At 67.7% G+C, this 23,158-nt stretch carries 20 protein-coding genes; 7 read left to right on the forward strand and 13 right to left on the reverse strand.

Annotated elements, in window-relative coordinates; all coding sequences use genetic code 11:
- Positions 1-92: 92 nt before the first annotated feature.
- Positions 93-1,079 (forward strand): malate dehydrogenase, encoded by a 987-nt coding sequence (locus ACVBEQ_RS02675; RefSeq protein ID WP_447151882.1) that lies wholly within the window; start codon positions 93-95, stop codon positions 1,077-1,079.
- 130 nt (positions 1,080-1,209) lie between these two features.
- Here the strand turns inward: ACVBEQ_RS02675 and ACVBEQ_RS02680 are convergent, their stop codons facing one another.
- The 7 genes from ACVBEQ_RS02680 to ACVBEQ_RS02710 all read right to left on the reverse strand — a co-directional run bounded on the left by ACVBEQ_RS02680 (position 1,210) and on the right by ACVBEQ_RS02710 (position 11,444).
- Positions 1,210-2,490, reverse strand: a complete 1,281-nt coding sequence (locus ACVBEQ_RS02680) for a glycosyltransferase (protein WP_447151883.1) — start codon at positions 2,488-2,490, stop codon at positions 1,210-1,212.
- Entirely contained in the window at positions 2,487-3,164 is a 678-nt protein-coding gene (locus ACVBEQ_RS02685; protein ID WP_447151884.1) for a hypothetical protein, read from the reverse strand. Before ACVBEQ_RS02685 ends, ACVBEQ_RS02680 begins: the two co-directional genes overlap by 4 nt.
- 15 nt (positions 3,165-3,179) lie before the next feature.
- Positions 3,180-5,165, reverse strand: a complete 1,986-nt coding sequence (locus ACVBEQ_RS02690) for a multicopper oxidase family protein (protein WP_447151885.1) — start codon at positions 5,163-5,165, stop codon at positions 3,180-3,182.
- A gap of 40 nt (positions 5,166-5,205) precedes the next feature.
- A complete protein-coding gene (locus ACVBEQ_RS02695; RefSeq protein WP_447151886.1) occupies positions 5,206-5,727 on the reverse strand; it encodes a DUF6220 domain-containing protein in 522 nt (173 codons plus the stop codon).
- 87 nt (positions 5,728-5,814) lie between these two features.
- Positions 5,815-6,471, reverse strand: coding sequence for a response regulator transcription factor (locus tag ACVBEQ_RS02700; RefSeq protein ID WP_447151887.1), 657 nt, complete (start codon positions 6,469-6,471; stop codon positions 5,815-5,817).
- Complete coding sequence (locus tag ACVBEQ_RS02705; RefSeq protein ID WP_447151888.1) at positions 6,471-8,708, reverse strand: sensor histidine kinase; 2,238 nt, start codon at positions 8,706-8,708, stop codon at positions 6,471-6,473. Before ACVBEQ_RS02705 ends, ACVBEQ_RS02700 begins: the two co-directional genes overlap by 1 nt.
- Positions 8,709-8,771: 63 nt before the next feature.
- Complete coding sequence (locus ACVBEQ_RS02710; protein ID WP_447151889.1) at positions 8,772-11,444, reverse strand: DNA translocase FtsK; 2,673 nt, start codon at positions 11,442-11,444, stop codon at positions 8,772-8,774.
- Positions 11,445-11,596: 152 nt separating this feature from the next.
- Here ACVBEQ_RS02710 and ACVBEQ_RS02715 point away from each other — a divergent pair, with 152 nt between their 5' ends.
- The gene (locus ACVBEQ_RS02715; RefSeq protein WP_447151890.1) at positions 11,597-11,809 is read left to right on the forward strand and encodes a hypothetical protein; all 213 of its coding nucleotides are present in this window, start codon (positions 11,597-11,599) and stop codon (positions 11,807-11,809) included.
- Positions 11,809-13,635 carry a glycoside hydrolase family 15 protein gene (locus tag ACVBEQ_RS02720; protein WP_447151891.1) on the forward strand — a complete coding sequence of 609 codons (1,827 nt, stop codon included), beginning with the start codon at positions 11,809-11,811 and terminating at the stop codon, positions 13,633-13,635. Before ACVBEQ_RS02715 ends, ACVBEQ_RS02720 begins: the two co-directional genes overlap by 1 nt.
- A 31-nt stretch (positions 13,636-13,666) precedes the next feature.
- Here ACVBEQ_RS02720 and ACVBEQ_RS02725 read toward each other — a convergent pair whose 3' ends face one another.
- On the reverse strand, positions 13,667-14,080 hold the full coding sequence (locus ACVBEQ_RS02725) for a VOC family protein (protein WP_447151892.1): 414 nt from the start codon (positions 14,078-14,080) through the stop codon (positions 13,667-13,669).
- A 9-nt stretch (positions 14,081-14,089) separates the two neighbouring features.
- A complete protein-coding gene (locus ACVBEQ_RS02730; protein ID WP_447151893.1) occupies positions 14,090-15,199 on the reverse strand; it encodes a hypothetical protein in 1,110 nt (369 codons plus the stop codon).
- A gap of 328 nt (positions 15,200-15,527) precedes the next feature.
- On the opposite strand from ACVBEQ_RS02730, the gene ACVBEQ_RS02735 reads away from it, so the two are divergent.
- From ACVBEQ_RS02735 to ACVBEQ_RS02750, 4 genes are all read left to right on the forward strand, one after another.
- A complete protein-coding gene (locus ACVBEQ_RS02735) occupies positions 15,528-17,402 on the forward strand; it encodes a glycoside hydrolase family 15 protein (RefSeq protein ID WP_447152165.1) in 1,875 nt (624 codons plus the stop codon).
- A 205-nt stretch (positions 17,403-17,607) separates the two neighbouring features.
- A complete protein-coding gene (locus ACVBEQ_RS02740; RefSeq protein WP_447151894.1) occupies positions 17,608-18,378 on the forward strand; it encodes an ArsR/SmtB family transcription factor in 771 nt (256 codons plus the stop codon).
- An 85-nt stretch (positions 18,379-18,463) separates the two neighbouring features.
- On the forward strand, positions 18,464-18,838 hold the full coding sequence (locus ACVBEQ_RS02745; RefSeq protein ID WP_447151895.1) for a VOC family protein: 375 nt from the start codon (positions 18,464-18,466) through the stop codon (positions 18,836-18,838).
- Positions 18,835-19,149, forward strand: coding sequence for a DUF1905 domain-containing protein (locus ACVBEQ_RS02750; protein ID WP_447151896.1), 315 nt, complete (start codon positions 18,835-18,837; stop codon positions 19,147-19,149). The genes ACVBEQ_RS02745 and ACVBEQ_RS02750 overlap by 4 nt, the downstream gene beginning before the upstream one ends.
- A 304-nt stretch (positions 19,150-19,453) precedes the next feature.
- Here the strand turns inward: ACVBEQ_RS02750 and ACVBEQ_RS02755 are convergent, their stop codons facing one another.
- The 4 genes from ACVBEQ_RS02755 to ACVBEQ_RS02770 form a co-directional block, all read right to left on the reverse strand.
- On the reverse strand, positions 19,454-19,777 hold the full coding sequence (locus ACVBEQ_RS02755) for a hypothetical protein (protein WP_447151897.1): 324 nt from the start codon (positions 19,775-19,777) through the stop codon (positions 19,454-19,456).
- Positions 19,778-19,944: 167 nt separating this feature from the next.
- Positions 19,945-21,765, reverse strand: a complete 1,821-nt coding sequence (locus ACVBEQ_RS02760) for a potassium channel family protein (RefSeq protein WP_447151898.1) — start codon at positions 21,763-21,765, stop codon at positions 19,945-19,947.
- A 12-nt stretch (positions 21,766-21,777) separates the two neighbouring features.
- Complete coding sequence (locus ACVBEQ_RS02765; RefSeq protein ID WP_447151899.1) at positions 21,778-22,164, reverse strand: DUF6394 family protein; 387 nt, start codon at positions 22,162-22,164, stop codon at positions 21,778-21,780.
- Between the two features lie 78 nt (positions 22,165-22,242).
- Positions 22,243-23,151 (reverse strand): amino acid ABC transporter permease, encoded by a 909-nt coding sequence (locus tag ACVBEQ_RS02770; protein WP_447151900.1) that lies wholly within the window; start codon positions 23,149-23,151, stop codon positions 22,243-22,245.
- Positions 23,152-23,158 lie beyond the last annotated feature (7 nt).

The raw sequence follows: 23,158 nt of genomic DNA on the forward strand, positions 1-23,158 counted from the left end.
CCCGCCGTCCGGGCGTTGCGGCCGGCCCCGGATCAATCAGTGCTGGTGCCGTCACAGGACGGTGCGAGAACCCATCTCAAGGAGGAGATCGCATGAGTAAGCAGCCGGTCACGGTCACGGTCACAGGCGCAGCGGGTCAGATCGGATACGCCTTGCTCTTCCGCATCGCATCCGGCGCCATGCTCGGACCGGAGACCCCGGTCAAGCTCAACCTCCTCGAGATCACCCCCGCGTTGAAGTCCGCCGAGGGCACCGCGATGGAGCTCGACGACTGCGCCTTCCCGCTGCTCGCTGGTATCGACATCACCGACGACCCGAGAGTGGCGTTCGACGGCACGTCCGTGGCGTTGCTGGTGGGCGCACGCCCGCGCGGCCCGGGGATGGAACGCGCAGACCTGTTGCAGGCCAACGGCGGGATCTTCAAGCCCCAGGGTGAGGCGATCAATGCCGTTGCCGCCGATGATGTCCGGGTGCTGGTGGTCGGCAACCCGGCCAACACCAACGCACTGATCGCGCAGACCCACGCGCCGGACGTACCGGCCGAGCGGTTCAGCGCGATGATGCGACTGGACCACAACCGGGCGCTGACCCAGGTCGCCAAGAAGCTGGGCGTCGGCGTGACCGAGATCCGGCACATGACCATCTGGGGCAACCACTCGGCCAGCCAGTACCCGGACCTGTTCCACGCCGAGGTGAACGGCAAGCCGGTCGCCGACCAGGTGGAGAGTGCCTGGCTGCGGGATACCTTCATCCCCACGGTCGCCAAGCGCGGCGCGGCCATCATCGAGGCCCGCGGCGCGTCGTCGGCGGCCTCGGCGGCCAACGCCGCCATCGACCACGTGCATTCGTGGGTACTGGGAACTCCGGCCGACGACTGGGTGAGCGCCGGCATCGTCTCCGACGGCTCCTACGGAGTCCCGGCCGGCCTGATCTCCGGGTTCCCCGCCACCTCGAAGAACGGCTCCTGGGAGATCGTCCAGGGCCTGGACATCGACGACTACTCGCGCGGCAAGATCGACGCCTCGGTGGCGGAACTGGTCGAAGAGCGTGACGCCGTCAAGGGTCTCGGCCTGATCTGATCCCGGGTAGCCGGGTTCGGCGCCCACCATCAGCGCATCGCAACAACGTCCGTGTGCACCGGACAACCTCCGCGGAGGTTGTCCGGTACACACGGACGTTGTTGCGTCACGGGCGCCGCACATGCACGATTCAGTGGCTCGGCTGCAACGCCGCCAGCTGCCCGTCGATGATCGCCAGCGGACGGTACCGACCGATCTCGTCGCGGATTCGCGCCGCGTTGTCCCGGTAGCGCGACTCCCTGAGCACTCTGACCGTTGCACGTCTGATCCTGCGCGGGCTCGGCCGTTCGGTGTGCAGATTCACTCCCAAGCCGAGGTATTCGACGTGGGCATTGTTGTCGTTCTTCCCTTCTCGCGTGCCCGCCACGACCACCGGAACCCCATGGCTCATGCTCAGCAGCAGGCTGCCGCTGCCGCCATTGCAGATGAAGGCGTCGACCTTCGGCAGGACGGCATCGAAGTCGATCCAATCGGTGATCACGACGTTCGGCCGAGCCCAGGTGCGCCGCAGGCGTTGGGTGCCGTGCCCGCCGGTTGCCACGATCACCAGGCACGGCGTCTCGGAAAGAGCCTCGAGTGCCGGGATCATCAACTTGCCGGGGTCGATGTTGTCGACGGTTCCCTGTGAGACCAGGACCGTGTAGCGATAGCGCCCGATCTCCGGCGGCAGGTCCGCGACCTGGTTGGGGTCACGGTACGGATGACAGGCACCGATGTGGATCGAGGCGTCGGTTTGCTCCCGCGGGTAGGCCAGTCCCGGAACGCCGTTGAGAAAGGCGCGATCCGCGACCCGCACGGATTCCTCCAGCACCGACCAGCTGATCGGCGGCACCCCGAAATCGGCCAGTGTCCGATTGTAGACGGCCCGCAGATGGTCGTAGACCATTCGGTTCATCCCGTACCTCACCCCCCGGTAGACAGCCCGGCCCATTGCGGAGCGCACCGGCTTCAGACCCAGGAACCCCGGCGGGAGATGCGGGGCGTCCACGGGTGACTCCGACCCTGGTTCGAGTGTGAAGACCCGCTTGCCGAGCACGTCCCGGATCAACCGGGCCCCGTAGAAGGCCCCATCGCAGAACAGCAGGTCGAACGGGAACCGCTCATTGATCTGACGGACGTCCTCGAGGAACGCAGCGACGTTGGAGAGAAAAATCTTCTCGCCGTCGAACCTGATCAACGCCGGCCCACGCAGGGACGCCCGCTCCGGGAACAACTCCGGGATCGTCGCGCCGGTGACCTCGGTCGCCCGGTCGAACGGTTCGTGCGGGATGCCAAGGCGTTCCAGCCGGGGGGCCATGCTGGCGCCGGTGTACCAGCGAACCTCATGGCCTGTCCTGGCAAGGTGGACCGCGATGCCGGTCATCGGGTTGAAGTGCCCGTCTGCGGCCAGACACGCGAACAGGATTCTCATCTCACCGTCTCCCTTCTGGTTCGTAACGAGTCGCCGGCTGCGACTCGGCGTGGTTTCCTGCCAAGCACCCTGCGCGCCAACAGGATCGGCCAGACGGGGAACGCCAGGTAGGCCGGCAGACCGATGACCGCGGCGGCCGCCAGCAGGACCTGCTGCACCGTTGACGCCGCCGGTGCGAGCGCGCCGGCGGCAGCCAGGGCAGTGCCGACCAGCGCCGCGGCACCCACTGTCCGGCCGAATACGGCGACGGTGTCGGGCAGCACGCCCGCCCGACGACCGGCGCGGTTGACCACGACGAGCCAGCCGAAGATGACCGGCAGAGCCACACCGGCCACAGCGAATTGCGCGGTCAGCGACACCACCCCGGACAGCATCAGCGGGGCGACCACCGCCAACGCTCCCATCCCCGCGACAGCGCCGCCAGAAAGCAGCCTCAGCAATTCGGACGGCGGGACCGTCCGGCGGAGGTGGATCGCGACCGGGATCAGCGCCGCCATGGAGATCGCGCCGGTCACGTCGTTGACGGGACCCAGCCACGCCCACCGACTCGGGGTATCGGACCACGGCGCGGCCATCGCGAAGAACCCGGCCAGCGACACGTTCGCCACGATCCCCGAGACGCCGCTGATCACGGCGAAGATGGCAGTCCTTCGACGGCTCAACAGGTGCTTCATGGCACCATTTCTCCGTTACTCCGGCCGGTTGGCTGCCGCGCCGCCGAGCCGGAACGGGCTGGAGACGCCCTCGTACACGAGGTGCACCACCATCCCAGCGGTCGCGTGTTCAAGGTTGTGGCAGTGCGCCATCCAGATTCCGGGGTTGTCCGCCAGGAGAAGTACCTGCCATACCTCGCCGGGGCGAACGTCGAACGTGTCCAGCCAGAGTGGGCTTCCACTCGACGCCACGCCGTCCCGCGAGAGCACCAGCACCCGGTGACCGTGCGGATGCATCGGGTGCGTCTCGGAGCCCCGATTGACCACCGTCAGCCGGACAAGTTCGCCTGGGCGCACCACCATCGCGGGCACATGCGGATGCACCTCGCCGTTGACGGTCTGCGCGAAAGAGGGAACGCCACCCAGGAATCGCAACTGTCGATCCAGCACCAGAGTCAGGTCGCGGTCAATTGGACGGTCGGTGAACCCAGGCACAGCAGCGCGACGGCCGTACGACAGCAGGTCGAGGTCGGAGCCGTCGATGAACTGCAGACGGTCTCGAGGTGGATCCGCGTTCGGGACCAGTTCCAGCCCGGTTTCCGCTGCACCCTCCATGGCGAGTGACACCGGGTTGCCGGGCATCTCGAAGGTGGCGTCGTACCGCCCGCCGGCCGGGATTCGCAGAGTCGTGCCCTGTAATTGCGTCGGGCCGACGAGATCGCCACCGTCGACAGCGGCGACGGTGAACGCCGTTCCGCCGAGGGAGAACCGATGTGGCACCGAATCCGTGTTGATCAACCTGAGCCGGACCGCGCTGTGCGGTGTGACGGTCCGGCGGTCCACCCCGTCGCCACCGTTGATCAGCGGGATGCCCTCGATCGTGTGTGCCTCGACGACCAGATCGATTCCACTGCTGGTCCGGTCAACGGCGCCACCGGACGGCTCGACGACGAGCGCCCCGTACAGACCGCGACCGACCGCCTCGGAGGACACCTGATGTGCGTGGTACCAGAACGTCCCCGACACCGTTGCGGGGAAACGGTAGGTGAATTCCTTGCCCGGTCCCACGGCGTCCTGGGTGACTCCGGCCACGCCATCGTCACCGTTCGGGACCGGGTACCCGTGCCAGTGCACTGTCACACCGTCGGCAATGTCGATGTTGCGCAGGACCACCTCGACGAAATCACCCCGCTGCACACGTATCTCGGGTCCGGGAACGCTCCCGAAGGTCCATGCCTCGACCGTACGGCCGGACGGAAGGGTCAACGGCTGCTGCCGCGCAGTCAGGGTGAACGTTCGGATCCGTGCGTCGTCGGGGGCTGCCTCCCGCAGGTCTGCCACGGAGATGCCCGGTGCTGCAGCCACGCTCGTCGGACTGCCGGTCCCCTGGTGCGGATGACCCGTCGCGCCGATCAGCACCGGCTGCAGGTCCCGGTACAAGCCGAATGCAACACCGGTGGCGACCGGCAGCAGGCACAGCACCAGCAATGCCGCCGCCACCCTGGGCCGGTGGCGGCCGGTGACCTTGAGCCAGGTCAGTCCGGTCACTCCGAGCAGCATGGTGAGGACGATGACTGCAGCGGTGAGCGTGAGCGGGTAACCCACGGCGAAGGTGGTGATCACTCCACCGGCGCTGGCGAAACCGGCTGCGAACAGCGCGGCGGCGCCCCTCCTGATCCGGTTGGCCCGGCCCCCGTCGCGGGCAGTACGACGGCCGACTTCACGAAGGAGGACCGGACCGGCGAGTGCGATAGCCAGGCCCGCACCGGCCAACGCCAGCGGCACCGCCAGCATCACCTTCTCGGCCGTGAACCACCACCCCCGCGACAGCAGCACGACAGCGACGGTGGCGCGTCCCACGACGGCAACCACAGCCACCACGGCGACGGCCACTGCGGCGATCGCCCGCCTCCGGGTAGTGCCGCCGATCAGCGACAGCAGGAGCGACGCGGCGCCGACGAACAGCCCCGTCGCGAGCACGAGGAGCAGCAGGTCGAGCGCCGACAATTGTTGCGTCGTCACGGGTGGCTGCCCTTCCAGGTCCGGTCAACTCGCCGGAGAATCACGAGGTGGCGATGTCGCGATCACGCGGACGGAGCCCTGCGGCAGTATCTGAATCGTGCGTCACGGCGGCAGTCTCCACATCTTCGGTCGCCGGTGCGTTGAGAACAGGACCGGTGCCCAACCGGGCGAACTGCCTGGCCCGCAGGAACACAAGGATGCTGGTGCCCAGGACGCACAAACCGTTGATCGCATGCAGACCGAGAATCAATTGGCCGGCGAGATTGGTCCGGTCCTCCGACGCGCCCGCCAGACCGGCGATGATGAACAGCACCGTCTGCAGGATGAGCAGACCGAACGGGATCGCTGTCAGCCCGATCAACCGGCCAGGCGCCCTCGCCGCGGCTGCTGCCGCGATGGACAGCAGGCACAACACCGGTAGCACGATCCGGCCGTTCATCTGGTGCAGGATGAACTGTGAGTCGTTGTCCGGAGCCGTGAAGACACCGAAGGCGGCAAAGTAGAACTGGAGGATGACGGACACCATCAGTAGGCCGGTGATGGCGACATAGACCTTGCGCATGACGACTCCTGGGATCGACGACTCCTGGAAGCATCGCGGCGCAATGTCCCGGGCGTCACGGGACATCCGCCCCCCAGGACCAGGGATTTACGCGATTCCGCCGAGACCGGCGTCGCGTGCCTTTGCGATGGCGCCGGCGCGGTCCGCGACCTGCAACTTGACCAGGATGTTCGAGACGACATTGCGAATGGTCTTCTCGCTGATGCCCATGCTGCCGGCGATCGCCGGATTGCCCCAGCCGCGTGCAAGCAGGTCCAATGCTTCCCGCTCCCGTGGCGTCAGCTGGACGAAAGGCCCGCGGTCATCAGCGATTTCGTGAAACCACCCTGGGAGCCGGCGAGCCACGGCCGCTCCCAGGATCGCCTCACCACGGGCAACTGCCCGGATGGCGGCCAGAATGGCGTCGGGCTCTGCGGATTTCACCACGTAGCCGCGGGCGCCGGCCTGCATGGCCCTGAAGACCAGGGCATCGTCGTCGTACATGGTCAAGATGAGGATCGCGGTGTTCGGGGCCTGGTGCAAAATGCGACGGGCGGCGTCCACGCCGTTGAGCTCGGGCATGTTGAGGTCGAGGACAACCACCTGCGGCGACAGCGATTCCGCAAGCCGGACCGCCTCCAATCCCGTGGCTGCCTGCCCGACGACGGCGAGATCCACTGTTGCACAGAGCAATCCGGTCAACCCGTCACGGTAGACGGGATGATCGTCAGCGAGCAGGACCCGCACCCGGCCGTCGTCGACCATCACAGATCCTCGGACAGTGGGAGCACCGCTGCGACACGCGTTCCGCCGTCCGGACGCGTCAGGTGCCGGCAGTCACCGCCCAATTCCCGGGCGCGCTCGCGCATCGCCGTCACGCCGACCCCGGCACGGAAGTCGGCCGGCAATCCACTTCCGTCGTCATCGATGTCCACTGACAGCTCCGTCCCGGTGCGACGAAGACGCACCCAGCAGTGCGTTGCCTGGGCATGCCGTGCCGCGTTCGTCATCGCACCCATCGTGATGCGGTACGCCGCCACCTCGACGGCCGCGGGGAGTGCACGTCCGCCTGCCTGCCGATCGATGTCCCCCGCGTCGATGACGACCTCGAGGGGGGACAGTTCGGCGGCACGGTCCTGCAACGCGAGAACAAGTCCACGATCGTCGAGCGCGGGTGGACGCAGGTCGTAGGACAGCGCCCGTAGGGCACGGGCCGCGGCGCCGGCGTCGCGGCCGATGGCCGCGAGTGCGGAGGCGAATCCTGCCCTCCGATCCGGTTGCTCGACGAGCAGGCGCGCTGTTTCGGCGCGCAGCGCAATTCCGGCGACGGTGGGTCCGATCTCGTCGTGCAGCGTGCGACGCAGGACGCGTCGTTCCTCTTCCCTGGCCAGGACCAATCGCTCCCGTGATCGTTGCAGTTCCTGGGACAACAGCACCTCGCGAACCGCCGCGGCCACTTGCCTGGAAAGGTCGGCGATGAGCCTGCGTTCGGACGATGAGAAGTGTTCTGTCGGAGCTCTTCGAGCAATCCGCAGCTGCCCCACCTGTTCGCCTCGGAACAGGAGCGGTACGTCGTACAGCAGTGCGTCGTTCGCCGGTCGGCTCCCGACCGACGCTTCCCCTGGGTTGTCCTCGCCGTGCCAGACGATACCGACGTACGGCACCCGCAGCGCCCTCGCGACGTCGACGGCGACAGCTGGCAGGACCACGGTCCGCCGGGCTGCGGCGGTCAACTGCTCGGCGACACGACTCAGCGCTGTGTACGGGTCGTCCCGGTCGCCGTACAGCAGTGTGTTCACCGCGTGCTGCAGCCCCACCCGGAGCGGGTTGACCACGACCGCGACCACGGCCACCCCGGCCACGGCTGTCGGCGTCGTTGCCGGCGCCGAGAATGCCGCGGTCAGGACTGAGACAACGCCGAGGTAGAGGGCGACCACCAGGACCGTGAGCGCCGAGTACACCAACGTCCGACCCAGGAGGGCGTCCAGGTCGAACAGCCGGAAACGGGTCAGTGCCACCGTCAGGCCACCGACGAAGAGCAGGCCAGGTACACCGATCGCACCGGCCGGCAGCAGCGGTGTCCCGGTGATCAACTGAGGAATCATCCAGAACGCCAGAACCAGTAGGATCGATGCGGTTCCGGACGCTCCCACCCACAACAGTTGCTGCCGCTCGATGGAATTTCGCCCGGGAGGTGATCGGAAGATCCTCGAGCAATAGACACCCAGACCGGTCAGCAGGCAGCCAACGGTGATGAGGGACTGGACGACGATCGTCCCGTGCACCCAGCCGGTGAACGTCGAATCACCCGCGAGCGAGATGGCACCGAGGACGGCCCCGCCGACCAACCACAGCGCGAGCGGAGTGGTCTGCAGCACCATCCGTGGCATGACCCGGCCGGCGACACGGTGCCATGCCGTCGGGAAGAGGGCGGCGAAAGCGAGCAGCCCGCCCCAGGACACCGAATACGCTGCCCCGACGTTGGCCAGGAAGAGCCACCTCGGGAAGCCGCCGAACACGGAGTGCACCGGCAGGCCGAGCACCGTTGTGGTGGTGCTTGCGAGCAATCCGGATGACAGCAACAGCAGGGCGCCGGCCGCAGGATCCGCGCGGCGTCGTCCGAAGGCGTAGCAGCCGATACCGAACAGTGCGATGACGAACGCCATCGTGGACCACGATCCCGCAAGCAGCGACGGCACGCCCGAGGCCCGCATGGGTACGGTCAGCACGCTGACCGCGCCGTTGTCCACGATGGTCATCGACACCTGATCACCCAGCGCGGTTGCCGCAGTGACGACGGCCGTTTCCGGCACAGCACAATCACCGACCGCCTGCGGGCTGACGCCGAGTGCCGACCACTGCTGGGCGGCCGGGAACACCGTCGAGCATTCGGCCGGCGTGAACGCCCGCCAGCCCAGGAACCAGGCACCGACGGCAAGCAGCGCCGCGCACCCGGCTGCGATCCCCCACAGCGGTTCCTGACCGGTCCGAGCCTGCTCCACCGCTACAACTTGACAGGTGGTCGATTCGGTCACAAGGGGACAGCCACGCTGCCCGTCGGCGGATCAGATCTCGTCGGGCACCGGGGCGCTCGCGCCGGTCAGCGTCATGAGGACCTCGTCCAGCTCGTCCGGCCGGATCAGCACCTCACGCGCCTTCGAACCCTCCGACGGCCCGACGATGCCGCGGGTCTCCATCAGGTCCATCAGCCGGCCCGCTTTGGCGAACCCGACCCGGAGCTTGCGCTGCAGCATCGACGTCGAGCCGAGCTGCGAGGTCACCACCAGATTGATCGCCTCGATCAGCAGGTCGAGGTCGTTGCCGATGTCCGGGTCGACATCTATGGCGGCGTCCGCCTTCGCGGCCGTCACGCCTTCGTTGTAGTCCGGGGCGGCCTGCGACTTCGCGTACTCGACCACGGCATGGATCTCCGCGTCGCTGACGTAGGCGCCCTGGATCCGAATCGGCCGGGACTGCCCCATCGGCAAGTACAGCCCATCCCCCATCCCGATCAGCTTCTCGGCGCCGGGCTGGTCCAGGATGACCCGCGAGTCGGTGAGCGACGACGTGGCGAACGCCAGCCGGGACGGCACGTTGGTCTTGATCAAGCCGGTGACCACGTCCACCGACGGCCGCTGGGTGGCGAGCACCAGGTGGATCCCGGCGGCCCTCGCCTTCTGGGTGATCCGGACGATCGCGTCCTCGACGTCGCGGGGCGCCGTCATCATGAGATCGGCCAGCTCGTCGATGATCCCGAGAATGTAGGGGTAGGGCCGGTACACCCGCTCGGATCCGGGCGGCGTCACGATCTCGCCGCTGAGCACCTTCTTGTTGAAGTCATCGACGTGCCGCACTCCGTGCGCCAGCATGTCCTGGTAGCGCTGTTCCATCTCCTCGACGAGCCAGGCCAGCGCGGCGGCGGCCTTCTTCGGCTGGGTGATGATCGGCGTGATCAGGTGCGGAATGCCCTCGTACGGCGTCAGTTCCACCATCTTCGGGTCGACCAGGATCATCCGGACCTCGGCCGGTGAGGCGCGCTGCAGCAACGACACCAGCATCGAGTTGACGAAGCTGGACTTGCCCGAACCTGTTGCGCCGGCGACCAGCAGGTGCGGGGTCTTGGCGAGATTGGCGGTGACGAAGTTGCCCTCGACGTCCTTGCCCAGCCCGACCACGAGCGGATGATGATCAACCCGCGCCGCTGGGGCGGCGAGAACATCGCCCAGCCGGACCATCTCGCGATCCGAATTCGGCACTTCGATGCCGACGGCCGACTTGCCGGGGATGGGTGCGAGCAACCGCACGTTGTCGGTGGCGACGGCATAGGCGATGTTGCGGGTCAGCGCGGTGATCTTCTCGACCTTCACGCCCGGACCGAGTTCGACCTCGTAGCGGGTGACCGTCGGGCCGCGGGTGAACCCGGTGACGGCGGCGTCCACGTTGAACTGCTCCAGCACGCCGGTGATCCGCTCGATCATGTCGTCGTTGGCGGCGCTGCGGACCTTCGGCGGCGCACCGAGTTTCAGCAGTTCTGCGGGCGGCAGCTGGTAGGCGTTCCCCATCTGGTCGAGCCGCAACTGGGTGGGCTCGGTGACCTGGGTGCCCGCGTCAGGGTCCGGCACCGCCGGGCGAACCACTCGCGCACGACCGCCGCGCGGAGCCGTCGCCGGAGCGGCCGGTTGCGCGACGAGCGGGGTGGTCGGGGCACCGGCATCGACGACGACCGTGTCCGGGTCGGCCGCATCGTCGGCGTTGGCGGCCTGCCGGCGGCGGGCCGGCCTGCGCAGCCTGGTGGTGGCGAGATCGGCGTCCGGATCGAGGGAGACCTCCCCGCCGGCGCGGTAATCCTGAGCGTCGGTGTTCCCGTCCGGCGCGGCCCGGCCTTCCCGCACCCGACTCCAGTTGTCCCGAATCCGGCTCGGCACCTCGACCAGCGGCACCCCGGAGATCAACAGCACGCCGAACCCACCGAGCAGCACCAACAGCAGGATGGCGGGCACGGTCGTCACACCGATGTACAACGGCTGACCGACGAGCCAACCGACGGTGCCCCCGGCGTTCATTCGCTGGCCGATGGAGTCCGTGGCGCCGTCGGGGAGGTCGTCGGCGTGCAGGACGTGCAGGATGCCCGCGACCGACATGGTGACCGCCGCCGTGCCGACGATGCGCCGGCTGCGGTGCTCGGGGTCCGGCTCGGTGCGCATCAGGACGACGGCGATCACGACCAGAGCGATCGGGAAGACGACGGCGATCGCGCCGATCCAGACCCGCACCGCGTCATCGGCGAGACCGCCCACCGGGCCGGCGGCCTGCAGCCAGGTCCCGATGGCACAGACAACGGCGAGCGCGATGAGGCCGAACGCGATGCCGTCCCGGCGGTGCACCGGATCGATGTCCCTGGTAGCGGCCGCTCCGCGGCCGATGGCCCGCACCAGGCCGCCGAGCCAACGCGCGGCGACCAGCCACAGCCGTTTGAGCCCGCGCCCGATGCCCTTGACGGCGGTGACGAGCGGCGACGGCTCGTACGGCTGCGGAGCGGATGCTCGTGCTGTGCCGCCGGATCCGCTTCGTGAGCCGGTGCGGGCCGGAGCCCGGGTGCTGCCGCTGCGAGTTGCGCCCGTCTTGGGACCGGAACCCCTCGCCGGCGCCCGACCGGCCGAGCCGGCCGCACGCGGTTCGGCGCGCCCTCCGGATCGGGAGTTGGCGCGCGGGGGTGGTGCGGACGTCTTTCCGGCCATGGCGAGCACGCTATCCGTTCCGTCCCAGGAACCCCACCCGCCACACCGGCTCCGGCCCAGCCGCCGGGTTTGGGCGTCGCCGGCCACGGGCACTGTGCCAGCGAATCAGTCGATCGAGCGGCCCTGCTGCGGCCGGCGAAGGGCGGGCGCAGATGTCGACCAGCGAGCCGGATGCGTTCTCCGAGCGCGGCGATCACGCCGAGGCGGCGGCCTACCACGGCGGTGGCGTGTACAGCGGCGGTGAGTTCGCCGGTGGTGACGTCGAGCGGTACGACCGCGAGGCGCTCGACCCCGACAGCGCCCGTGGCGGCACCTCGCCCGACGGCGCAGACACGGCCGGGAGCGATCTGCCGGAGCGCGCCTGATGGCCCTGCTGATCGAGGACTACGCGCTCCTCGGGGACACCCAGACCGCCGCGCTGGTCGGACGTGACGGTTCGATCGACTGGCTGTGTTTCCCCCGGTTCGACAGCGGCGCCGTCTTCGCGGCCCTGCTCGGCACCGAGCAGCACGGGCGCTGGCTGATCGCCCCGGACGCTCCGGTGACCGCCACCCGCCGCCGGTACGAGGGCGAGAACCTCATCCTGGAAACCGAATTCGACACGGCGGACGGGACCGTGCGGCTGATCGACTTCATGCCACCCCGCGGTGAGGCGCCGGACGTCGTGCGGATCGTCGAGGGGGTGTCGGGACAGGTGCGGATGCGCATGCACCTGCGCATGCGGTTCGACTACGGCCGGGTGGTGCCCTGGGTGCGGCGCGAGGACGGTGCACTGGCCGCCGTCGCCGGGCCCGACTCATGTTGGCTGCGGACGCCGGTGGAGACCCGGGGCGAGGATCTGGCCACGGTCGCCGAGTTCGTGGTGGAGCCCGGCGATCGGGTGCCGTTCGTCCTCACCTGGCGCGAGTCCCACGCCAGCGCACCGGTTCCGATCCACGCCGACCACGCGCTGCGGGACACCCGCGAGTACTGGGCCGGGTGGCTGGCGCACTGCACGTATGACGGCCGGTGGCGCGAGGCCGTGATCAGGTCGCTGATCACCCTGAAAGCACTCACGTATGCACCCAGTGGCGGCATCGTCGCCGCACCGACGACCTCCTTGCCGGAGAAGCTGGGCGGTGTGCGGAACTGGGACTACCGCTTCTGCTGGTTGCGCGATGCGACGATCACCCTGCAGGCCCTGATGTACGCCGGCTTCGAGGAGGAGGCACGGGACTGGCGGAGGTGGTTGCTGCGGGCGATCGCCGGCGACCCGGCGGAGGTGCAGATCATGTACGGGGTGGCCGGCGAGCGCAGGCTGCCCGAATACCTGGCGGACTGGTTGCCCGGCTACGACGGCAACCCGGTGCGGATCGGCAACGAGGCGGTCGATCAGTTCCAACTGGACGTGTACGGCGAGGTGATGGACGCGCTCTACCAGGCACGGGCAACCGGCCTCAGCGGCGGGGCGAGTACCTGGGCATTGCAGAAGGCGCTGATGAAGATCGTCGCGGATCGGTGGCGCGAGCCCGACGAGGGCATCTGGGAGGTGCGCGGCGGCTCCCGGCATTTCACCCACTCCAAACTGATGGCCTGGGTGGCGGCCGACCGGGCCGTTCGCGGCGTCGAAAAGTTCGGCCTGGACGGACCTCTGGCCGAATGGCGCAGCCTTCGGGACGACATCGCCGCCGACATCCTCGAGCACGGCTACGACGCCGCACGCCGCACCTTCACCCAGTTCTACGGCTCCACCGAACTCGACGCGGCACTGCTGATGGTGCCGCTGGTCGGGTTCCTGCCGATCGACGACGAGCGGGTGATCGGCACGGTCGCGGCCATCGAAAAAGATTTGCTGGTCGACGGTTTCGTCCAGCGCTACACCCAGGACCACGAGACACGCACCGACGGCCTGCCTCCGGGCGAGGGCGCATTTCTGGCCTGCACCTTCTGGCTGGCCGACAACTATTCGCTGATGGGGCGGCAGGCGGACGCCGAGGAGATCTTCGAGCGACTGCTGGCCTTGCGCAACGACGTCGGCCTGCTCGCCGAGGAGTACGACCCGGCGGCCGGTCGGCTGGTGGGCAACTTCCCGCAGGCGTTCAGCCATGTCCCGCTGATCAATACGGCGCGCAACCTGTCCGCCGCCGGTGGTCCGTCACATCAGCGCGAGAAGACCACCGAGGCCGGCCGGGAGTCAGCCGAGAAAGCCTGATCGCCCTGGGCTCGGATTCGATCGGGCCCGGTCACCCCGGCCGGTGACAGACAGCCTCGAGATTGATCCCGTGCGGATCGTCGACGAACGCGCCGTAGTAGTCGACGTGATATTCGGGGTGGACCCCCGGTGGTTCCCGTGTTGTCGCCCCAGCGTCCAGTGCGGCTCGGTAGAACGTCTCGACGTCGGCGCGGGAATCCACCGTGAATGCCACGTGCATGTTGGTTCCGACAACACCCCGGTCGATCAGCCAGAAATAGGGTTTGACCTCCGCGAGACCGAAGCCGGTCATCGCCGGCTGGTCCTTGCTGTCGTCGGGCGGGATTTCCAGCATCTTGGTGATCCCGATGGACGCCAGGATCGGTTCGTAGAAAGCGACAGCGGCACCGAGGTCGGGGACGGCGATGTTGAGGTGGTCGATGCGGGATCCGGAACGGTCGATCATGTCTCTCCTTTAGCAGGGGTCATGATCAACCGTGACACGAGTCCCGGACAGGGGGTGTCCGCTATTGGCTGGTTGTCGTCCGGTCTTCTCGATGCTGGGAACGCTCCGCTGATCCGGCAGGGACCAGGATTGCTCACCGTCGGACTGGAAGGTCGCTGTGTCGACGATGACCACCCGGACCTGGCGCATGAGCAGCGAGAGGAAGAGATCACTCTGCTCGTCGAGGGGGCGGTAGGGATTGACGCCCACGACGAGCGCGCCGGCGGGGCCGACCTGCCCCCGCGGCGTCAGCGGGAGCACCAATGCCTGATCCGGCGTCAGCGGGCCGATCGGGCCGGCGAGCAGCAGTCCGTCCATCCGCCGACGCAAACCACCCTCCAGCGCGCCTCTTCCGGTCCGGACGACCAAATCGATGACGCCTTCGAACAACGCATCACCGGTTGCCTGCACGGAATCGGGAACCATCCCGTACTGGGCAACGCGGTCCCAGCGTTGGCCGTCCCCACGCAGGTAGACCATGGCGAACGGAGCCGTCTCGCGGTGCTGCGCCAGCACATCGACGACAGCGGCGCAGGTCTCGCCGGTTGTCCGGCCCTGGAGGACCGGGACCGCCCCGACGTCCCGGACGACCTCCATCTGCCGCTTGCCGAGGACCTGAGCGGTGGTCTCGCTGGATGTCATCACGTGGCCGAGAACGGCACCGTCGCCGTCCCGGATCGGCGTGCCGGAGAAAGAGAAATAGGATTCCTCCGGGCAATTGTCCTGCACGAGGATCAGCTGTTCGTCCGGACGACTGCTGACGGCGAGATCCGCAGGAGCGTCAAGACCGATAGTGATGCGGCCGGAAAGGTGCAATGGACACTGCCGGGCGGCGAGGCCGAGCGCACGAGGATGTTGATCACCGAGTTGGGGCGCGAAGCTGTCGTTGTAGACAGTCACGAGGTCGGGGCCCCATGCGACCAGCGTCGGCCCGGGCGAGTCCAGGCAGAATTGCATCGTCGACCTCAGCGCCGCCGACCAGGTGTCGACCCGACCCAGGGACGTCGCGGCCCAGTCGAGTCCTCGGCATAGACCGCGCATCAGGCCGGGGCCGGCGAAGAAACTCTTCGCTGAGTCCATACCTGTCACCAGCCCCGGTTGCCACAAGTCCCGAAAAAGCAACGACACGACACACTGTATTCGCCCGAGCGACCAGGAATCGCCCCAATTGGTCCAACAGGTGGCCGCGCGACGCCTTCGTGTCCTCGAAGCCCGTCACGGAACCTCGCCGAACACACCCCGACGGGTGGAGGCGGTGTCACGGTCGAGACCGAACCTGCGGTATCCGTGGAACGATGAGAGCCTGCACTTGACCGGTCAGCACAGATCACCCGGGGGATGGTCGCTGGTGGACGAAGAACACGTGGTCGTCGACGATGTCGGGAAGAACCGGGTGGCCGGCTCGGGCATGTTCCCGGCGATCGCGGACTATGCGTTCCTGTCCGATTGCGAGACCAACTGCCTGATTGCACCGTCCGGGGCGGTGGAGTGGATGTGCCTGCCGCGACCCGACTCCGCCAGTGTCTTCAACACGATGCTCGACCGGGGCGCCGGAGCTTTCCGGGTGGCGCCATTCGGCGTGACGGTGCCGACCGCGCGCCGGTACCTGCCCGGCACACTCGTCCTCGAGACGACGTGGCAGACCCCGACCGGTTGGCTCGTCGTCCAGGACGCGTTGATCATGTCGCCCTGGCACAACACCGACGATCGTTCGGCGACGCATCGGCGGACCCCGACCGACGACGACGCCGCGCACTGCCTGCTCCGCACGATCCGCTGCCTCAACGGCACCGTCGACCTCTCGGTCAGCTGCGAGCCGGTCTTCAGCGACGCCCGTAAGGCGGCCCGTTGGCGGTACCCGACGGACAGTTACACCGAGGTCGTCGCGACGGCGAAGGGTCAGCCGGCGTTGCGGCTGACCGGCTCCCTGCGGATGGGAGTGGAGGGACGCGCCGTCATCGGCCGCACGACGATGCGGCGCGGAGAGGTGCACCATGTCGCGTTGACGTTCTCCGAATTGCCGGCGCCGAAAGACACCGGCGAGGCCCTGGAATGGCTCGAGCACACCAACCAGTACTGGCGACAGTGGTTGGCGCAGGGCCGTTTTCCCGATCATCCTTGGCGCGGCTATCTGCAGTCGTCCGCGCTCGCACTCAAGGGCCTGACCTACGCGCCCACCGGGGCACTGCTCGCGGCGGCAACCACGTCGCTGCCACAGGTCCCCGGCGGCAATCGGAACTGGGACTACCGGTACACCTTCGTCCGGGACGCCACCTTCGCGCTGTGGGGTCTGTACACCCTCGGTTTCGATCGGGAGGCGAACGACTTCTTCTACTTCATCCACGACACCTGCCACGAGCATCCCGAGGATCTGCAGGTCATCTACGACGTCAGGGGAGATCGCCCACCCGGTGCCACCTCCCTGGACCACCTCACCGGCTACCAGAATTCGGAGCCGGTGCGGATCGGCAACGACGTTGCCACCCACCATCAGTACGGACCCTCGGGCGCACTGCTCGACTGCATCTACCTGCACACCCGAACCCGTGACCAGCTGCCCGAGGAACTGTGGCCGTTGGTCATCGCGCAGGTGGAGCAGGCGGCCGCCCACTGGACCGAGCCCGACCAGGGAATCTGGGACATCGGCGGTGCACCGCGGCACTACACCGCCACGAAGATCCTGTCGTGGGTGGCCGTCGACCGCGGGGTGCGGTTGGCGCGGCTACACGACTCGCACAGCACGGCGGACAAGTGGCAGCTGATCGCGGACGAGATCCATGCCGACATCCTCCTGAACGGTGTCGACGACAACGGCGTGTTCACCCAGCACTACGGCTCCAGCACTCTTGATTCCGCTCTGCTGCTCGCTCCCCTGTTCCGCTTCCTGTCGGCCGACGATCCGCGCATCCGGGCAACGGTGCTGGCCATCGCCGACCGGCTGGGCGTCCATGGCCTGCCGCGCCGGTACGGGACTGCCGGTGACGCCGAAGGTTTCGACGAACGGGAACCGCCGTTCCTGCTCTGTTCCTTCTGGCTGGTCTCCGCGCTCACCGAGATCGGCGAGATCGACAGAGCGCGGGCGCTGTGCGAAAGACTGCTCGCGCACGCCTCCCCGCTGGGCCTGTATGCCGAGGCGCTGGACCCGGTCACCGGGCGCCACCTCGGCAACTACCCGCAGGGCCTCACCCACCTCGCGCTGATCAACGCCGTCACCCACCTGATCCGCGCCGAGCACGCCTCCCGCACCCACACCTTCTCGCCGGCCAACCAGCCCGCCGGCTGAAATCCGGGGCGGTCGGTGCGGCGTGGTCTCCCCCCGTCGAGAGACGCCTGAGCAGGGTTTCCGACGCTCCACAGCGCCGATTTCCCTGCTGAGCCGTCAGCCGACCTGAAGAGCCAGGCCAGATCCGTCGAGCGACCGTGCCTGGCCACCAAGAACCCTGCGGAGACTCTTGATAGGAAACCATCTGGTTTCCTATACTCGACCCGTGGAGACGGTGTTCCGGGCGCTCGCCGACCCGACTCGGAGGGCGTTGCTCGACGCGCTCTTCGAGCAGGACGGGCAGACACTGGTCGCGCTGACGGCTCCGCACGACATGACGAGGATCGCGGTCGCGAAGCACCTGCGACTGCTCGAGGAGGCAGGTCTGGTGGTGAGCCGACGCCGGGGCCGGGAGAAGGTCCACTACCTGAACACGGTTCCGATCCGGCTCCTGCACGACCGCTGGGTCAGCAAGTACACCGAGCCCTGGGCCGCCGGTCTCGCCGGCCTGAAAGCCGAATTGGAGCATTCCATGGAGAAGGTGTTCGAGATCTATATCCGGACCACCCCGGAGCGGCTGTGGCGGGCCATCACCGACCCGGAGATCCGCGCGAAATACCATTTCGGTGCCGGCATCGCCTCGGAATGGACCACGGGCTCGCGGTACGAGCTGAAACATCCCGGAGCCGACGGCCCGCTCGCCGAGGGCGAGAACCTGGTCGTAGAGCCGCCGCGAAGACTCGTGCAGACAATGCACACCCTGTGGAGCGAGGAAGCAGAACGTGAGGGCACGTCACGGGTGAGCTGGGAGATCGAACCCGTCGGAGATTCCTGCAGGCTGACAGTGACCCATGACCAGCTCAGCGAAACCGCGCCACCCGAGATCTACGGCGGGTGGCCGATGATCCTCTCCGGCCTGAAGACCTGGCTGGAAACGGGCGAAACACTCACCACGCCCGGCTCACTCATGTACGGCTCGCCCGACAACGGAAGGTGAGAGCGCAGACCCGACAACGACTGTCGACCACCACCGCCCGACCCACGACAGCTCGTCCAACAAGCCAGGAAGGAATGCCATGCCGATGACCACCATCACCGACATCCGCACGATCGGAATCACCGTCGCCGATCAGGACAGGGCCCTCGAATTCTTCACGGCCGGACTCGGATTCGAAAAGCGCCTCGATGCCCCGATCAGCCCGACAATGCGCTGGATCGAGGTCGCACCACCCGGGGCCGGTACATCGATCGCCCTTGTCAGCGGAACGCCGGATCCGACCGGCGGCACCGACACCGCCGTCCGGTTCACCGTCCCCGATGCGGCGGCCGAGCATGCCGCATTGCGGGCGAGGGGAATCGACGTCAGCGACATCATGCGATGGGACGGCGTCCCGCCGATGTTCACCTTCGACGACCCCGACGGGAACAGGTTCGTGATCGTCGGGGTGCCCGAATGACCACGAATGACGCCACTGTTGTTGCCGGCGCGGAAACACCGCTGGACAAGACGTTCACCGCAACCCTGCAGAAGAGCGACGCCAAAGGCGGCTGGACATTCGTCGTCACGGACTGGACGGCCGAATTTTTCGGCACCCGCGGCCTGGTCAAGGTCGTCGGAACCGTCGACGGACACCCGTTTCGCAGTTCCTTCATGGCCCTCGGCGACGGCACGCACAAGCTGCCGATCAGCGCGGCGATCCGGGATCAGATCAAGAAGACGACGGGCGACTCAGTGACGATCCGGCTCACGGCGCGACTGCCGAAGTAACGCGCGTCAACGCGTTCTCCCACCGCCTGGTGGTGTGGCCGATGGTGCACGGCAATCCACCCGACGTCCGGTGGCGGCTGCGGCCCGGGGATCGCGCGTCACGAGACGCCTGATCCGGTTGTCCCGCTGACGAACCGCACCACGGCGGTTCGCCGGGTTGTCCGCATCGAGGTCGATCACATCAGCGGGCCGCAGCATTCACCACATCGGGCTGAAGAAGTACACGTCCTGTTCCGCACCACCATCCTTCCGTCGCGAGGGTCGGGGGTCCAGCGATCTCCGACGGATGAGCGATTATGTCGTCTCAGCAGTGCTGCAGCGGGAGTGCCGGGGGCCCCCGCTGCCGGCGCCACGCACGTCCGGGTGGCACCTGCCGGCCCCACGGCGGCGTTCGCGTCCTCCGCGTCCCCTGTGCGGCCGCCCCTGATCGTCCACCGTCGGGGGCGTCCGACACCGTCACCCTGGCCGGTGGTGGTGTGCGAAGCTCCGCGGCCTCACTGACGATGCCGTCGAACTCGGCGCGCAGCCACTCCTCGTCGTCACAGACCAGCGCCCAGAATTGGGCGTCCACAGTCTCGGAACCGAGCACTGCGTCGACATTCTCTGCTTGGGCGTCGGCGTGACCCATCGCTTCTCACCACCTGCCACGGTCATCGTCAGGGCGTTGATGTGTGTCACCTGGTGTCCTCTTCTTATAACATCCGCCGAGATCGGCACGCAAGGGTTCGACAGCAGTTTCTCGGCCAGCCGGAGTCGAGACAACGCCCGCAGCAACAACACTCGCGTGATCTCGGGTCACTGCGCCGACGGCTGCCGTTCTCCGGACCGGCTGCGTGTGCCGATCCGCCGCCAGACCCAGCTGGACGCGACATGCCGGTCGTGCAGGACGTATTCGCTCGTCGAGTCGTCGTACAGCGTGGTCTCCAGCAAGCGACGCTCGGAACCCCTGCCGGCGAAAAGGATCTCGTCATCGGCTTGCAGCCTGAAATCGTCGCCCGGGGTGAGCGTGCTGTCCTCGCCGCGCTGCAGGAGGAGTGGCACGACGGCGAGCCTGCTGTCCCGGTCATCGGGACTGCGCAGCAGATCACCGAGCAACGGGCCGTCTCCGGCCAGCCACTGACGCGCCCCCGGCGCCTGAGCATCCCGCAGCTTGATCTTCCACAGCTCCTGCAACCGCCGGCCGCAATTCTGGGTGATCCTGCCCAGCAGCTCAGACGCCCACTCGTCTCCCCGCGCCGGCATCTGCTGCAGGAAGCGCCAGAGCAGCGGGGTGCTCAGCTGCGCATACATCTCGTGCGCGACAACCTCCGTCGGCACCAGCAACGAGTCGACGGTCACCGCGGCGAACAGTGGCGCGCTGGTCTGCGAGTTCTGCCGGGCCGCTACGAACAGCCCAGGGTTGATCCGGCGGGCGGCGGCGATCAGCGACAGGTTCGTGGTGTCGTTGTCCGTGCCGGCGACGAAGCCCACCGCCGTGGCGAGGTCGGCCTTCGCCATCACGGTCGGTTCGGACCCGTCGCCGATCAGGATCGACGGGTCCGGGTCCGCCACCGCGGCCGGCTCGATGATGGTGACCTCGAGTCCTTCAGCGCGCAGGTCCGCGGTCAGTTCTTTGCCGAAGCGCCCGTAGCCGCACATCACCCATCGGCCCTCGGTCGGCGGCCGGCCACGCTTCGGACGCTCGGCACCCGGCCCGCTCTCCAGCCAGGTCAGCAACTGATAGGACGCCGGAGCCCGCAGCGCGAGCCGCAGGTGATCGCCGAACCTGTCGAAGGGGTTGACCACCGACGGTGTCCCGAACGCGTGCATCCGGAACTCGATGGCCGGCGACACCGTGCGGGCGATCACCGGCAGCTCCGGTCGCAGCAGCGACGCCGCCATCGTGACCGCGAGGTTGACCTCGTCATCGCTGGTCAACGCGAGCACGCCGGAACAGAACGGGTGGTCCAGCCCGGCGATGGCCAGATGGTGCGGGTTGCGGACATCCCCTGCCAGACCCGGGATATCGGCGTGGTAGGCGACCAGGTCCAGCGAGTCGATCCGTTCCGGTGACTGGTCGATGACGACGAACTGCTGGCCCAGCGCATCGAAGGACCGGCCCAGCAGCTCTCCGGTCTGGCCGTAGCCGGCGAACAGCAGGAACGGCTCCCGCAGCCGTTTGACCTTCCGGCGGAAGCGCTGCAGCGCCAACGCATTGCGGAATGCCCGGTCCTGGATCAAGGTGAGCAGCGACCCGATGGCGTAGGCCCAGCCGATCACCGTCAGGTAGATCGAGATGGTCACCCACATCCGCTGGTTGTCGGTGAACGGATACGGCAGTTCGCCGAAACCGATCGTCGACGCGGTGTAGCTCATGAAGTAGAAGGCGTCGAAGAACGTCATGTGGAACGGTTCGCCCGCCGGGTCCTCGCCCGGGATGAGCACCAGTCCCAGCACCGAGACGGCGAAGATCACGATCAAGGTGATCAGCGGCGCCCGCATCCGGCGCATGATCACGAAGATCGTCTCCGACGACTGGTCCCCCGTGCCGAGCCGGGCCCGCCAGCTGACCCGCGGGCGTTCCTCGTCGTCCTCGCCGAACAGTTGCTTCCAGAAGACGAGCAGGACGTTACTCACGCGGACACCGCGTCACCGGCGATGGAAGGAGACGGTCTCGACGACCAGCAGCACGACGGACACCAGGTTGGCCAGCAACGCTCCGCCGGACAGCGACACCACGCTCGACATCGCATGGGCGTCGACACCGGCCGCGGATACGTTGGCCGCGTATCCCCAGGCCAGGGCCGCGGCCAACAGCTGCAGGTCCGCCACCAGGCTCGTCGCGAGGTGAACGGCGCCGATCTGGGTGCGATCACCGAACTTCAGCACCGTCGCGATCAGGCTGACCACCAGCGCCGCGAACAGCTCGTACTCGTTGTGCAATTCCGGAATGGAGATGTCGCCGATGAAGAACCCGAAGTTCAGCGTGGCGGCCAGCAGCACGAAAAAACCGAAGATGACCTTCTCGAGATTCACGACACCCCCTCGGGCCTCGGACGGCGTCCGCCACGGTGACCATAAACGGCGCCGCGCCGTGCGGCCCGCTGAATCGCCCTATCGCTGGTCGCGAAGTGTGATCGAGCCACCGGCGGCGGTCTCCATCGGCATCACCATGCCCGGGGCTTCGTCCTGCACCGGCTCAGTCGCGACTCCGCTGACCCTGGACCGGTTCAGCCGGCGCTCCAACACCCTGGCCAGATAGGACAGCGCCAGGTTGATCACCACGTAGATCAGCGAGATGACGATGTACACCTGGATCAGCGTGTGGGTGCGCGCCGTCAACACGTTCGCCGTCCGCAGCAGTTCCGGGAAGCTGGCCGCGTAACCGAGAGTCGAATCCTTGAGCAGGGAGACCAGTTGGGTCACCAGCGACGGGATGATCAACCGGATCGCCTGCGGGAAGATCACCAGCCGCATCGCCTGCCAGTAGGTCAGCCCGACGGCCAGCGAGGCCTCCAATTGGCCGCGGGGCAGCGCGTTCACGCCGGCCCGGAAGATCTCCGCCAGAACCGCCGCGTTGCACATGACGATGGGCACGCAGATCTTCCAGAAGATCGGCAGGTTGATGCCCAGCGGCGGCAGCGCCAGGACGAACATCAACACCAGCAGCAACAACGGGACGGACCGGAACACCTCCACGTATGCCGTACCGAACCAACGCAGGGCCTTGTTGTGTGCGAGCCGGAGCAGTGCGAACAGGACGCCCAGCGGCAGGGCGATCAGTCCGGAGACCACGGTCAGCTTCAGGGTGTTGACCAGCCCGTTCCAGAGGAACGACCGCACGTACGGCAGGGTGAAGACATTCCACTTCTCCGCCGTCAGCTGTCCCGCGTCGGCGAACCGGGCGATCGCCACGTACACCACGGCGACGATCGCCAGCAGCGTCAGCACGGTCGCGATCCGGATGCGCCGCAGGGCACGTGGACCGGGCTCGTCGAAAAGCACCCGCGTCGCGGCACTCACGACGGGA

The organism is Nakamurella sp. GG22 (genome assembly GCF_052976845.2).